The 12604-nt window shown below is 33.4% G+C and carries 11 protein-coding genes; 6 read left to right on the top strand and 5 right to left on the bottom strand.

Annotation, left to right across the window (positions count from 1 at the left end):
- Nucleotide 1 precedes the first annotated feature (1 nt).
- Nucleotides 2–1000 (top strand): glycoside hydrolase family 18 protein, encoded by a 999-nt coding sequence (locus tag AXG55_RS00930; RefSeq protein ID WP_148696281.1) that lies wholly within the window; start codon nucleotides 2–4, stop codon nucleotides 998–1000.
- Between the two features lie 13 nt (nucleotides 1001–1013).
- On the opposite strand, the gene AXG55_RS00925 is transcribed toward AXG55_RS00930, so the two are convergent.
- Nucleotides 1014–1562 (bottom strand): DUF1003 domain-containing protein, encoded by a 549-nt coding sequence (locus AXG55_RS00925; protein ID WP_148696280.1) that lies wholly within the window; start codon nucleotides 1560–1562, stop codon nucleotides 1014–1016.
- A gap of 285 nt (nucleotides 1563–1847) precedes the next feature.
- Between AXG55_RS00925 and leuS the strand changes: the two genes are divergently transcribed.
- Nucleotides 1848–4301, top strand: coding sequence for a leucine--tRNA ligase (gene leuS, locus AXG55_RS00920; RefSeq protein WP_148696279.1), 2454 nt, complete (start codon nucleotides 1848–1850; stop codon nucleotides 4299–4301).
- A 15-nt stretch (nucleotides 4302–4316) separates the two neighbouring features.
- Here the strand turns inward: leuS and AXG55_RS00915 are convergent, their stop codons facing one another.
- The 3 genes from AXG55_RS00915 to AXG55_RS00905 form a co-directional block, all read right to left on the bottom strand.
- Nucleotides 4317–4505: a hypothetical protein gene (locus AXG55_RS00915; protein ID WP_148696278.1), complete on the bottom strand. Its 189-nt coding sequence runs from the start codon at nucleotides 4503–4505 to the stop codon at nucleotides 4317–4319.
- 205 nt (nucleotides 4506–4710) lie between these two features.
- Nucleotides 4711–5529 carry a Cof-type HAD-IIB family hydrolase gene (locus AXG55_RS00910; RefSeq protein WP_148696277.1) on the bottom strand — a complete coding sequence of 273 codons (819 nt, stop codon included), beginning with the start codon at nucleotides 5527–5529 and terminating at the stop codon, nucleotides 4711–4713.
- A gap of 27 nt (nucleotides 5530–5556) precedes the next feature.
- The gene (locus tag AXG55_RS00905; protein WP_148696276.1) at nucleotides 5557–6219 is read right to left on the bottom strand and encodes an NUDIX hydrolase; all 663 of its coding nucleotides are present in this window, start codon (nucleotides 6217–6219) and stop codon (nucleotides 5557–5559) included.
- 397 nt (nucleotides 6220–6616) lie between these two features.
- Between AXG55_RS00905 and pepQ the strand changes: the two genes are divergently transcribed.
- A complete protein-coding gene (gene pepQ, locus AXG55_RS00900) occupies nucleotides 6617–7942 on the top strand; it encodes a Xaa-Pro dipeptidase (RefSeq protein WP_148696275.1) in 1326 nt (441 codons plus the stop codon).
- Between the two features lie 21 nt (nucleotides 7943–7963).
- Here the strand turns inward: pepQ and AXG55_RS15080 are convergent, their stop codons facing one another.
- The gene (locus AXG55_RS15080) at nucleotides 7964–10291 is read right to left on the bottom strand and encodes an NADP-dependent malic enzyme (protein ID WP_233231280.1); all 2328 of its coding nucleotides are present in this window, start codon (nucleotides 10289–10291) and stop codon (nucleotides 7964–7966) included.
- A 90-nt stretch (nucleotides 10292–10381) separates the two neighbouring features.
- Between AXG55_RS15080 and AXG55_RS00890 the strand changes: the two genes are divergently transcribed.
- From AXG55_RS00890 to AXG55_RS00880, 3 genes are all read left to right on the top strand, one after another.
- The gene (locus tag AXG55_RS00890) at nucleotides 10382–10738 is read left to right on the top strand and encodes a response regulator (RefSeq protein ID WP_148696274.1); all 357 of its coding nucleotides are present in this window, start codon (nucleotides 10382–10384) and stop codon (nucleotides 10736–10738) included.
- Nucleotides 10739–10740: 2 nt separating this feature from the next.
- Nucleotides 10741–11061 carry a MerR family transcriptional regulator gene (locus AXG55_RS00885; RefSeq protein WP_148696273.1) on the top strand — a complete coding sequence of 107 codons (321 nt, stop codon included), beginning with the start codon at nucleotides 10741–10743 and terminating at the stop codon, nucleotides 11059–11061.
- 190 nt (nucleotides 11062–11251) lie between these two features.
- Complete coding sequence (locus AXG55_RS00880; RefSeq protein WP_148696272.1) at nucleotides 11252–12604, top strand: TolC family protein; 1353 nt, start codon at nucleotides 11252–11254, stop codon at nucleotides 12602–12604.

The following is a 12604-nucleotide window of genomic DNA, read 5'->3' as shown; positions in this document are numbered from 1 at the left end:
AATGAAAGTGATATATAAAAAATTACTTTTTTCACTAACAAATTTTTATTTATATTTCAATTTATATGCTATGGATAAAGAAAGCATTCAAAATATTAATTTTCCACATTTTAGCCCTTATACTCAAATTTCTGAATATGAAGACAATGCAAAGTGGATGCAATTAATTACCATTTTAAAAGAGAAAAATATAAAGGGATTAATTCTTTCATTTATTCAAGATTCTCATAATTGCAATCCAGCCTGGGATGGAGACAAAAATAACGTAATAAATAGGAAAGAATTCAATGATAAGATAAATATTTTAGAAAATGAAAATATTTTATATAAAATTTCATTTGGTGGTATAGATGGCTTCAATTTAGCCTTAGAATGTATAACAGAAAACGATCTATTTAATGCCTATTTTAAGGTTTATACTTTGTATAAACCCACCGGATTTGATTTTGATCTTGAGGGAAATATTTTAAATAATCCTGCGGCAATAGAAAAAATTCTTAAAGCAATTGTAATAATGCAGAATAAATTTCCAAAAATTTTAATTTCATTTACATTTCCTGTTAAAATATCAGGTCTTGAGAGAAAGACTAAAGACATCATAAAAAAAGCCAAAATGCTAAAAATTGAGTTTTCCGTAAATTTAATGACTATGAATTTTTCACCTGAAGAAACAGGAAATATGACTAAATATATTCAATCTTCAGCATATAATACTTTTAAATTATTAAGCGCAATTTATCCTAGAAAAAATAAAGTTGACATTTGGAAGCAAATTGAAATCACTCCTATGATAGGTTTAAATGATATTAAAGGCGAAGTTTTTACATTAGATAATGCTAAAAAACTGAAAGGATTTGAAAATTTAGTGTCCTTAGGAGCTCTTCATTTCTGGTCATTAGAAAGAGATAAACCTTGTAACTTAAAAAAGGTAAGTCCAACCTGCTCAGGGATATCGAAACAAAAAAATTATGAATTTAGTGAAATATTTCAGGGTAAATAGATCTTATTTTCCATTAAGCTGTAATATTTTTCTCATTATTTTCTGATTTTTGCGATTGTAGACCTTCTCGTGTTTTTGATTCTACAGAAGCAACGTAATCTTTTTTAGCAATGACAGATTTTTCTAATTCTCTTAATTTTCTTTTCTTTTGTCTGATTTTTTTAGATAATATTTGAACATTTTTAAGTTCTTGCAAATACAATTGGCGATTTTCTTTTAATTCCGCTTCAATAAATTCAATTTTTTTATAGATCTTTTTTTCTAACTCATAGTCTTGTTCGAGTAATTTTTTACGATAATCGGTGGACTTTCTACTGTACAGTAGGAGAACAGGAGCCTGAATGGCTCCTATTAAAGCCAAAACCGTCCTCAATCCATTAAAAGGGTAGGGGTCAAACTTCAAACTGGCTACAGGAATGAATTCATTCCAAAGCACACACCCTCCTACAATACAAATGAAGAAGCTCATGGCCCACCATGAAGTTGAGAATTCGTAAAAGCGCGATCCCGATTTATCTCTAAGCTTACGAAAGGACTCGATTTTTTCTTTTGACATGCGCATGGTAATTTCTAGTTCCCCATTTTTGTTGACGATTTAAGCCGAAGCATCTCCGACAATACAATTTCGTCACGACATTGTAAACATTTTGTGACAAAGATGTGACAAAAGAGTATCAAAAGAAATTTTGTCATATTCTCATTTTTGCCAGAAACAGGGTAAAAACAATTGATATAGAAAAAGGCTCTTCCACAAGGGAATGTTCTTTGTTACAAAAGATTTTGATTTAATAGCTCCTAAATACTAAAAAACACGGGGCATTCACCACTCCCATTGTCGAGGAAATTCATGTCGTACCAACACAAAGAATTAGAACAAAATTGGCAAAAACATTGGAAAAACAAAAATATCTTTAAAACTATAGAAGATGCCTCCAAGCCAAAATTCTATGCGCTTGACATGTTTCCCTATCCCAGTGCAGCGGGTCTCCACGTTGGTCACCCCATGGGTTACACGGCCACAGACATCGTAGCGCGCTACTATCGGATGAAAGGCTATAATGTTCTGCATCCCATTGGCTGGGATGCCTTTGGCCTTCCCGCAGAACAGCACGCCATTGATACGGGAGAACACCCTTCAAAGTTAACTTATCGTTCTATTAATAATTTCAAAAATCAGCTACAAAATCTTGGGTTTTCCTATGATTGGGATAAAGAAATTGCCACCTGCCACCCCAAATATTATCACTGGACGCAGTGGATTTTTTCTCTTTTGTATAAAAAAGGTCTAGCCTATCAAGCAGAAGTTTTCGTAAATTGGTGCCCCGCTTTAAAGACAGTGCTTGCTAATGAAGAAGTTGTCGATGGGAAAAGCGAACGTGGCAATCACCCTGTTTACCGCGTTGCCATGAAACAATGGATGTTAAAAATCACAGCCTATGCTGAACGCTTATTAGAAGATCTCAATAAAATTGACTGGCCTGAATCCACTAAAGAAATTCAACGCAATTGGATTAAAAAATCAGTAGGGGCTAAAATTAAATTTTCTGTTAAAAATTATGAAACAGAACAAATTGAAGTCTTTACCACGCGTCCCGACACTCTTTTTGGTGCTACGTATATGGTGCTTGCCCCAGAGCATCCTTTAGTAGAAAAAATCACGACTCAAGAACAACTCTCTAAAGTAACAGAATATCGTGAAGTCACGTCGCGCAAAAGCGATCTCGATCGTACCGAATTAAATAAAGAAAAATCTGGTGTTTTTACGGGCGCCTTTGCTATTAATCCTGTAAATGGACAAGAAGTTCAAATTTGGATTAGCGATTATGTGTTAATGGGCTACGGTACAGGCGCCATTATGGCCGTTCCTGCACATGACTCCCGTGACCATGAATTTGCCAAGAAATTTGGGTTAAAAATCCAACAAGTGATTGCCTCTCCAAATAAAGACTTTAATATCGAAAAAGAAGCCTATACGGAAGATGGTGAAATTATAAATTCGGAATTTTTAAATGGACTTCTTGTTGATGCTGCCAAAGATAAAATAACCGAATATCTTGAAAATAAAAAAATTGGTGAAAAAAGTATCACTTATAAATTACGTGATTGGATTTTTAGCCGTCAAAGATACTGGGGAGAACCTATTCCCGTATTAAAAGATTCTAAAGGCAATGTCATCCGTGCTTTTGAGGAAAATGAATTACCTTTAACCTTGCCTGAAGTCAGCAGTTATGAACCCACTGGCGATGGCAAAAGCCCGCTTTCTGCCATAACAAATTGGGTACAACGGAAAAATAAAAATGGGGAATTGGAATTTGTCGAAACCGATACCATGCCTGGTAGTGCAGGAAGCAGCTGGTATTTTCTTCGTTATATTGACCCCTTTAATAATAAATGCATTGGGGATTACGAAAAATTAAAATACTGGATGCCCGTGGATCTTTATATTGGTGGCCAGGAGCATGCTGTTGGACATCTTTTATATGCACGCTTTTGGACAAAAGTTTTATATGATGCAGGCGTTTGTCCTGTAGATGAGCCTTTTCAAAAATTAGTGCATCAAGGTATGATCTGCAAAGATGGCGCTAAAATGTCGAAGTCAAAAGGAAATGGAATTAACCCCGATGATGTTATTCATCAATATGGCGCCGATTCCCTTCGCGTATACGAAATGTTTATGGGACCATTAACTCAGACTAAAGAATGGGATGATAGCAATCTAGCGGGAGTTCATCGCTTTTTAAGCCGCGTGGAGCGTTTTTTCCTATCGGACAACGGCAAAAGTTTATTAAATGATGAGCCCGCAACACAACAGGATTTGAAAATTCTGCATAAGACAATTAAAAAAGTAACAGAAGACATTGAAAATTTAAGTTTCAATACCTCTATTGCACAAATGATGATATTTTTAAATTCCGTTGCAGAATCACAATGTAAAAACAAAGAAGTATTAACACAATTTATTAAAATACTTTCACCTTTTGCACCGCACCTTGCTGAAGAGCTTTGGTACAAATGTGTTGTAGAAGAAAAAATATCCCCTCAAGACAAAAATTATCCTTTTGCTTCTTTAGCAGAATGGCCAAAATACAATCCCGAATTAACAATTGATAATGAAGTTAAAATTGGTGTTCAAGTCAATGGCAAACACCGTGGCGAAATCTCCATCGCGATGAATGCATCTCAGGAAGAAGCTGTTGCAGCGGCAATGGAAAATGTCAACGTCAAAGCAACAATAGAAGGAAAAATAATTCGCAAAACCATTTATGTTGCTAATCGTATTTTAAATTTTGTTGTCGGATAATGTTTTACAACTATTTTATTTTGAAGAGTTAAGCGCCACACTGCTGACATGTTTTGAAAAACATTCTGATTCATCGGAATGAATATGACAAGGTATGCGTACAACAGATTCCTTGTCATTTAATATTCCCTGATTTGATAGATTTTTGTGAAAGCTAGAGAGAACAATCAATAGAAAAATCATTAAAATTATTTTGAGTTTCATAGGAAATCCTTTTTTAATTAAATGATTTTTTAGACGTTATGCATTAGCAAAGAAAAATTGAAGGCTTACAATCAGTGTAGGTATATTTTTTATTTTTTAAAATGTCAACATATTTTAGATATTATGATTAAATTACACCTTTTATATCAATTAAATTGGGAAGCAATTTTATCATAAAAAAAACAAATAAATAAAAATTTACTAATTAATCCCTGAGAAAATGTGCAAAATAACTTTCCAAAAAAATAGCAACACCATCTTCATCATTTGATAATGTTAATTTATCTGCTGCTTTTTTTGCTAATAAGGAAGCATTTGCCATAGCCACACCAAATCCACATGTCTCGAGCATCAAAGCATCGTTATCTCCATCGCCCATGGCAACAATATCTTTCACATCGAAATGGTTTAAAAATGCAAACTGAGCCACACCTGAAAATTTAGATACGCCTTCCGCATTGATTTCCAAAGAATCTGCTTTTGATAAAACCGAATTTAAATGCGGAAGAGTTCTTTTCAATTGCTCAGAAAAAATATTTAAATCATTTGGATTGGCGACAAACATAATTTTTTCAGCTTCTGTAGCCTGAAAAGCATCTTCACCTATAGCATTGGGATTAAACCCTATAATTCGTGCTTCCTCTCTGGCCATGGAGGTATCAAAAGGAACAAACCAGTTAAAATCTGAATAAATATGCATGGTCAAATCGATAGTTTTATTTTCTTTCACAAAATTATTTACCAAAACCTTAATTTGTATAAAATCTTTTTTTGAAATTGATTTTTTATATAGAATTTCATTATCACTACTTGCAATAATTCCCCCATTTCCACCAATCATAGGCTGATTTATAAATCCAATTTCATTTGCAATTTTTAATACAGATTTTATTGGACGGGCACTTGCTAATACAACTTTAACTTCCGAATGGTGGAGTTTATTTAAAATATTTTTAGTTCTTTCGGTTACTTTATGCTTAGAATTTAATAACGTTCCATCAAGATCAAGAGCGACTGCTTTCATTTTTAATTTTCCTATTCATCATATATTTTATTTTTGAATTAAAGCTTGAATTTTATTAATTTGTCTTAAAGTTTTTGTCTCATTTGTATAAAGCTTAATGTCTTTAAAATCAATCCATTTGAGATCAAGTGACTCCTCAGAAATAATAATATTTTCACTTTCATTTGCAAGAATAAGATAACTCACATCATAGTGCTTATGCTTGGGATCATTTTTTCTTTCCGGAATAATATGAATATCAATATCAATGGGAAGAGCTGATAATTTATTTTCAGTTAGTTCATTAACATGATAAATTTCAGGAAAATTTAAAATGTTGATTAAATTTAATTGTTTTAAACCTGACTCTTCATGAGCCTCTCTAAGAGCGGTATTGTGAACCAAATACTCGCCATCACAATGTCCGCCTAATTGTAACCATTTTTTTAATTTCGCATGATAGGTAAACAACATTTTTGTAAAACTTGCATTTATAATATATGCCGAGCCCGTAATATGACCAGGGACACATTCTCTAAAAAAGCAATTCGAGTTTTCCTGAATAAAACTTGTCATTTCATAATATGTAGATAACTGTTGCTCATGCATAAATAGGCTATCGTTAAAAAGTCCATCTAATATTTTTTCTTTGTAGAGGGAAAGAGTTTTTAAAAGATAAACTCTTTTGTCATCGTCGTTAAAATTGATCATTTATTCACCAAAAAATTTAGTTGACTTCAATACATTTTTCCCGACTTGAAAAAAATAAATCCAAACCACAGCTATTATAATGAGAAAGCCTCCCAGCAATGATCTTGGGGTCATTGTCTCGCTCAGTATGGCATAACCAAAAAAGATAGCAAATACGGGTTATAAAAAAATCTCGGCACGATACCTTTCAGAAATTTGCATATTAAACCTAACTATTTCACGACATAAATAAAAAACTCATCGAATTATAAAAATATTCTAAATATTAAAAAATAACAATAAATAAATCTATGAAAGTTTTTAAAGAATCCAATCACATTTACTAAAAAAATATGTTAATACTTGTTCATGAACGATATTTAAATTGAAAGTTCAATAAATAAGAAAGGTTACTTATATGACAAACTGGGAGTCTTTATATAAAGAGCATATACATAAGCGCATGCACGATGCCGAAAAGGCTCTAACGGCACTCAATTACCGTTCGCTCCTTTTAGGGGCGGGGGAACCTTTTTTGTACTTTTCTGACGACAACAATGCGCCATTTCGCTCCAATCCTCATTTTGCACATTGGTGCCCCGCCAAAGGGCCGCATCACCTTTTAAAATTTGAACCAGGAAAAAAACCACTTCTTGTCTATTACTCACCTGATGATTACTGGCATGCGCATGAAAAACTTGGAAATCCTTTTTGGGCTTCTGAATTCGATATTATTGAAGTAGGTTCTGTCGATAAAATATGGGAATCCTTAGGCGATTTAAATTATGCTGTATTTTTAGGTAACGAAACAAAATACGCACAAACTAAAAATATAAAAATAAATTGCGAACTTATGGAAGCACGCCTTAATTGGTATCGCAGATTTAAATCAAATTATGAAATACAGTGCCTATCTGAAGCCAATAAAATGGGAGCGAAAGGACATTTTGCTGCCAAGGAAGCGTTTTTATCAGGTGCTTCTGAATATGAAATTCACATGCAATATTTAAATGCAATAGAATGCGTCGATACAGATTTACCTTACACAGGCATCGTGGCACTCGATCAAAATGGTGCTATTTTGCACTATCATGGTCGCGATAAAAAAAGAAATGGGAGCGTATTATTAATTGACTCAGGAGCTTCTTACTATCATTATGGCTCTGACATCACACGTACCTATGGAAATAAAAATTGCGATCCTTTATTTCTAGAACTCATTTCAGAAACAGAAAAATTGCAAAAGAATTTATGCAGTGCTGTAAAAAAAGGATTATATTTCCCTTCGCTTCATGAGCAATGCCATATACGCATTGCTGAAATATTAGAAAATTTAGGAATTTTAAAAATTTCTGGAGATTACGAAACAGCATTGCATGATGGCATTACGAAAATTTTTCTTCCACACGGATTAGGCCATATGCTTGGAATTCAAGTACATGACATTGGTGGAAAACAACTGGATGAATTGGGACACCCTGCACCTCAAAATCCACCAAATATTTTATATCGTTCATTACGTTTTGTTGGTACTTTAGAAGAATCTGTCGTCGTTACAATAGAACCTGGAATTTACTTTATTCCTACTTTATTAAATCAATTCAAACAAAATAATAAACACGCAGACAAAATAAATTGGGGATTAATTGAAAAATTAATCCCGTTTGGCGGTATTCGCATTGAAGATGATGTCGTTCCTATTGGAAATGGACAAAGAAATTTAACAAGGGAATATTTGCCTTAAAAAAATAAATACACCCTAAAATTAAACTCCATTTTGCACATGATGCACGGTAAATGTAATTAAATTTACAATTTCATCAATATCCGAATTTCTTGCTAAAACATTAACAGGTTTTTTCATTCCTGTAAGTATGGGTCCAATCGTTGTTGCGCCACCTAATTTTCCTAATATTTTATAAGCAATATTTCCTGATGTTAAATCGGGAAATATAAGAACATTAGCGGGACCTTTTAATGTTGAAAAACCATAGGATCTTTCAAGAAGTTCAGAGGATAAAGCAAAATCGGCTTGCATTTCACCATCAATTTCAATATCGGGGCGCAATTTTTTCACAATGCCTGTTGCTTTGCAAACTTTCTCAGATTCCGGATGCTTTGCGCTCCCAAAATTGCTGAAGCTGAGCATAGCAACACGAGGCTGTTCCTTTAAATATATTTTTGCAATGTCATGAGTTTGAATAGCAATTTGCGCAAGTTGCTCTGCATTCGATTGAATATTAACAGTGGTATCAGCAATAAATATGCTCTTTTCCTTCCAAAGTAACATATAAATACCAGCAAGAACTTTATCAGGCTGCGTGCCAATTACGTGTAAAGCAGGCCTTAAAGTATCACCATAATTATGATGAACTCCCGAACAAAAAGCCTCTGCTTCACCTAAATTCACCATCATACTTGCAAAATAATGATGATCACCTGTTATAAGCTCATAGGCACCCATACGAGTTAAGCCTTTGCGAGCGCGTTTTTCTAATAATAATGAAGAGTACTTGTCGGAACGTTTGTCTTCGGTAGGATCGATAATATGAATTCCTGACAATTGTTTTTCTAATTTATTTTCTTTAATAAGCTCATTTATTTTAGGAATACTTCCAATTAAAATAGGTTCACAAATTCCTTCTGAACGAACAATTTCAGCAGCTTTTAGTATTTTAGGGCTTGTTCCTTCGGGCAATACAACTCGTATTTTCTTTCCACTTGACCTATTTGCGACAATAACATTTCTTTTTATTTTTCTTGTTACGGATTGCAAAACACCTAATCGAGACTCTAAATGATCGACATATTGTTCTATGTCTATTTTTTTTCTTGCCACATTTGTTTCCATAGCCGCTTTTGCTACGGCTGGCGCCACACGAAGTAACAATCGGGGATCAAATGGTTTTGGAATTAAATATTCTCTACCAAAACCTGATAAATTGGCATCATATGATTTGGTGACACTTTCAGGAATATCTTCTTTGGCAAGCGCCGCAATCGCTTGAACTGCGGCCATTTTCATTTCTTCATTAATGCGCCTAGAAAGAACATCTAATGCCCCCCTAAAAATATAAGGATAACCCAAAACATTATTTACTTGATTGGGATAATCGGAACGCCCTGTAGCAATGATGGCGTCATTACGCACTTCCATAATGTCTTTAGGCGTGATTTCCGGATCGGGATTTGCCATAGCAAAAATTATGGGATTTTTTGCCATAGATTTTACCATTTCTTTAGTAACAGCTCCTGCGACACTTAAACCACAGAAAAAATCGGCATTTTCTAAGGCTTCTGCCAAAGTCCGCTTTTTGGTATCATTTTCAAAACGCTCTTTATATTTGTTCATGCCCTCTATGCGACCTTTATAGACCACACCCTTAGAGTCACACAAAATTAAATTTTCGCGTTTAACACCGATGTTTAAATACATTTGAGCACAGGCAATGGCAGCAGCTCCTGCACCATTGAGAACGCATTTAATTTCTGAAATTTTACGTTTCGTAATTTCACAGGCATTTAATAAGGCAGCAGCACTGACAATAGCAGTTCCATGTTGATCATCGTGAAATACAGGAATGTCTAATTCTTCACGAAGTTTTTCTTCTACTTCAAAGCATTCGGGAGCTTTAATATCCTCTAAATTAATCCCACCAAACGTAGGTTCAAGCATGCGACAAGCAGAAATTATTTCTTCGGGTGTTTTTGCATTTAATTCGATATCGTAACAATCGATGTCAGCAAACACTTTAAATAGAACAGCCTTCCCTTCCATAACGGGTTTTCCCGCTAAAGGACCAATGGCACCCAGACCTAAAACAGCCGTCCCGTTTGTTACGACAGCAACAAGATTTCCTTTTGCAGTATATTCGTAGACAAGAGAAGGATCGCGCGCGATTTCCTTACAAGGCTCAGCAACACCGGGAGAGTAAGCAAGCGTGATATCTTTTTGATTTTTGCATTCCTTGGTAATGCCTGTCTCAATTTTACCTTTGCGACCTCTACTATGATAATTTAAGGCATCTTCTTTTAAACCCATGTGACCTTCCTCCTCTAAGTACCAAGATGATGTCATGGGAACAACCATCATCAGGGTATCCTTTTAAACTAGCTCTTGCAATGTGGTAAGCTAACACTATCAAGAGTGCACTTTCCACAAGGAACATGAGGTTACCTTATAATGAAAGTTTTAATAATTGATGACGATGCTGACCTACTCGATATGACAATTAAAAGATTTAAGCGCAAAGGAATTGATGCTGAAGGAGCACAAAATTTAACCACGGCAAGAGAATTATTAAAAAAACATCCTGAAATTAAAAGTATTGTATGCGATCTCTTTTTATTAGAAGGGGAAAATGGAATTGATTTTTATGATAAAGATTTAAAATCAAATTTTTCTGGAAAATTTGTATTAGCAACGGGTGATGATACTGCAGACAGTCGCATAGAAAAATACAAATCAGAAAATAAAAATTTTGCATGCTTTCAAAAACCATACGCAATCGAAGACGTTATTAAATTTATAGAGCAATAACTATGGCTATTAAATTAAAAAAAAATAATGAAAATGGACAATGGCTTAAACTCAATGATGCCGCTCAGTTACTTCAAGTTTCCGAAATTACTTTGAGACGAAAATTAAAGTCGGGAAAGCTAAAGTCAGAAATACGCGACGGCAAATATTTTATTTTTGTTCAAGATACGGAAGTAAAAGAAAAGAAAAATGATCTTGTCTATTTTGAAAGTTTTATTGCTGAAAAAGAATCTGAATTAAGAGATTTAAAAAAACAAATATCTGACCAAAAAATACTTATTAATGCTCTTGAATATCAGCTAAATTTAGTCAAATCAAAATGAGATCCTTCCTGTATTTTATTTATTCATGGAATAATTAAAATAATATTTAATTTTTTGATCAAAAAGACTTCAAATTAATAAGCTTGCATTATAAGAGAAAATCTAATAGAAATAACTGGTCAAAATAGAATTATCTATTTTATGATCTCTTTTTAAAAATTATCTATTTTATAGTGTTGGTTTTAAAATTATGTATTTCAAAACAATTTTTTATTGTACTATTTTGCCATTTTTTTTGAATCCTATAGACATATTTGCACAAGAAATTATCAAAGAAAATAACACCTTAACGCTCTCGCTCCAATCGACTATGGAACTTGCAGAAGACAATTCAACGGAAGTTAAGTCTGCAAATATAGAGCTTAACTACAATGATAACCTTCATACCCTAAGCTATTTTAATTTTGGTCCTAACATTTCAGCAAATGCAAATGCAGAATGGTTTCCTCAAAATATTCAAAACTTTAATACGGGACAATCAAACCAAGCCTCTAGCGCAGGCCTCAAAGTAGAACAACCCATAACGGGAATATGGCAAAGTTTTTACAAAATTCAGCAATATTCAGCACAGTATGATGCTGCTACTTTCCAAGCTGAAGACAGCAAAATTAAGGCACGCACAGATGGAGCCCAGGCCTTTATCAAAGCACAGCAAGCCTTCCAGGATATGGAAATAAAACGGAATGACCTAGAAAATGCTCAAAAACAATGGAATGATACCAAGATTCTATTTGAAAGTGGTGACGAAAGTAAAACAAAAATTGATGTTCTACAAATGCAAGCAAAGTTCACAAATTCAGAAGTTGAATTTGAAATGGCGCAAAATTTATTTCAAAATAGAGTCTCAGAATTAAAAAATTTATTAAAATTAAATAGTGATGTTTCTATACAATTTCAAAGTCACTCTCAATCACAATGGGAAACATATCAAAATAAAATGCCAGAACTCAATATATTAGTTTCTGAAAATGAAAAAAATAGAAGTGATTTAAAAATAATTGATAAGAAAATTATTTCTCAAGATAATTTTATAAAACAAACAAATTTTGAATATTTTCCTAAAATTGATGCGTTTGCAGCCTACCAAAGAAATAATTCTCTGGAATCTATTGATATAAATGCACCAGAACCAAGCAATTCTCTAAACTTTGGATTAAAACTTTCCTGGAGTATTTGGGATGGGGGGCTTTCTACAGAAAAGAGAATGTCACAAATTAATGAAAGAGAAAAGTTAAAATTAAATAAAACTAAAAAAGAATTTGATATTAGAAATGAAATCTCTCAGGCATATTATAATTTAAATTCAAATATTCAAATATTACCCAAATCTAAATTAGCGACAGAAGCCCTTGAAGAGGCCTATAAACTTTCGCAAATTAAATACAAAACAGGAAACTTAACGGCATCAGAACTTATTCAAGTACAAAATTCATATATAAGCGCAAAAATTTCACTTTCTAAATTACGAGGAGATATAGATTTTTCTTGGATTCAATTACAAGCGGCTATTGGACAATTACCTAATGCAAATACGACAGGGTGA

The organism is Silvanigrella aquatica, from assembly GCF_001907975.1.
GTDB classification, from domain to species: domain Bacteria; phylum Bdellovibrionota_B; class Oligoflexia; order Silvanigrellales; family Silvanigrellaceae; genus Silvanigrella; species Silvanigrella aquatica.
The sequence above is the reverse complement of the archived record's forward strand: the minus strand, read 5'-3'. Positions and strand labels throughout refer to the sequence as shown.

Coding starts and splice junctions, on each gene's coding strand:
- AXG55_RS00910 (WP_148696277.1), bottom strand. CDS start 5,529: ATGAAAGCAGTCGCTCTTGATCTTGATGGAACGTTATTAAATTCTAAG.
- AXG55_RS00905 (WP_148696276.1), bottom strand. CDS start 6,219: ATGATCAATTTTAACGACGATGACAAAAGAGTTTATCTTTTAAAAACT.
- AXG55_RS15080 (WP_233231280.1), bottom strand. CDS start 10,291: ATGATGGTTGTTCCCATGACATCATCTTGGTACTTAGAGGAGGAAGGT.
- AXG55_RS00925 (WP_148696280.1), bottom strand. CDS start 1,562: ATGCGCATGTCAAAAGAAAAAATCGAGTCCTTTCGTAAGCTTAGAGAT.
- AXG55_RS00915 (WP_148696278.1), bottom strand. CDS start 4,505: ATGAAACTCAAAATAATTTTAATGATTTTTCTATTGATTGTTCTCTCT.
- pepQ (WP_148696275.1), top strand. CDS start 6,617: ATGACAAACTGGGAGTCTTTATATAAAGAGCATATACATAAGCGCATG.
- AXG55_RS00880 (WP_148696272.1), top strand. CDS start 11,252: ATGTATTTCAAAACAATTTTTTATTGTACTATTTTGCCATTTTTTTTG.
- AXG55_RS00885 (WP_148696273.1), top strand. CDS start 10,741: ATGGCTATTAAATTAAAAAAAAATAATGAAAATGGACAATGGCTTAAA.
- AXG55_RS00890 (WP_148696274.1), top strand. CDS start 10,382: ATGAAAGTTTTAATAATTGATGACGATGCTGACCTACTCGATATGACA.
- AXG55_RS00930 (WP_148696281.1), top strand. CDS start 2: ATGAAAGTGATATATAAAAAATTACTTTTTTCACTAACAAATTTTTAT.
- leuS (WP_148696279.1), top strand. CDS start 1,848: ATGTCGTACCAACACAAAGAATTAGAACAAAATTGGCAAAAACATTGG.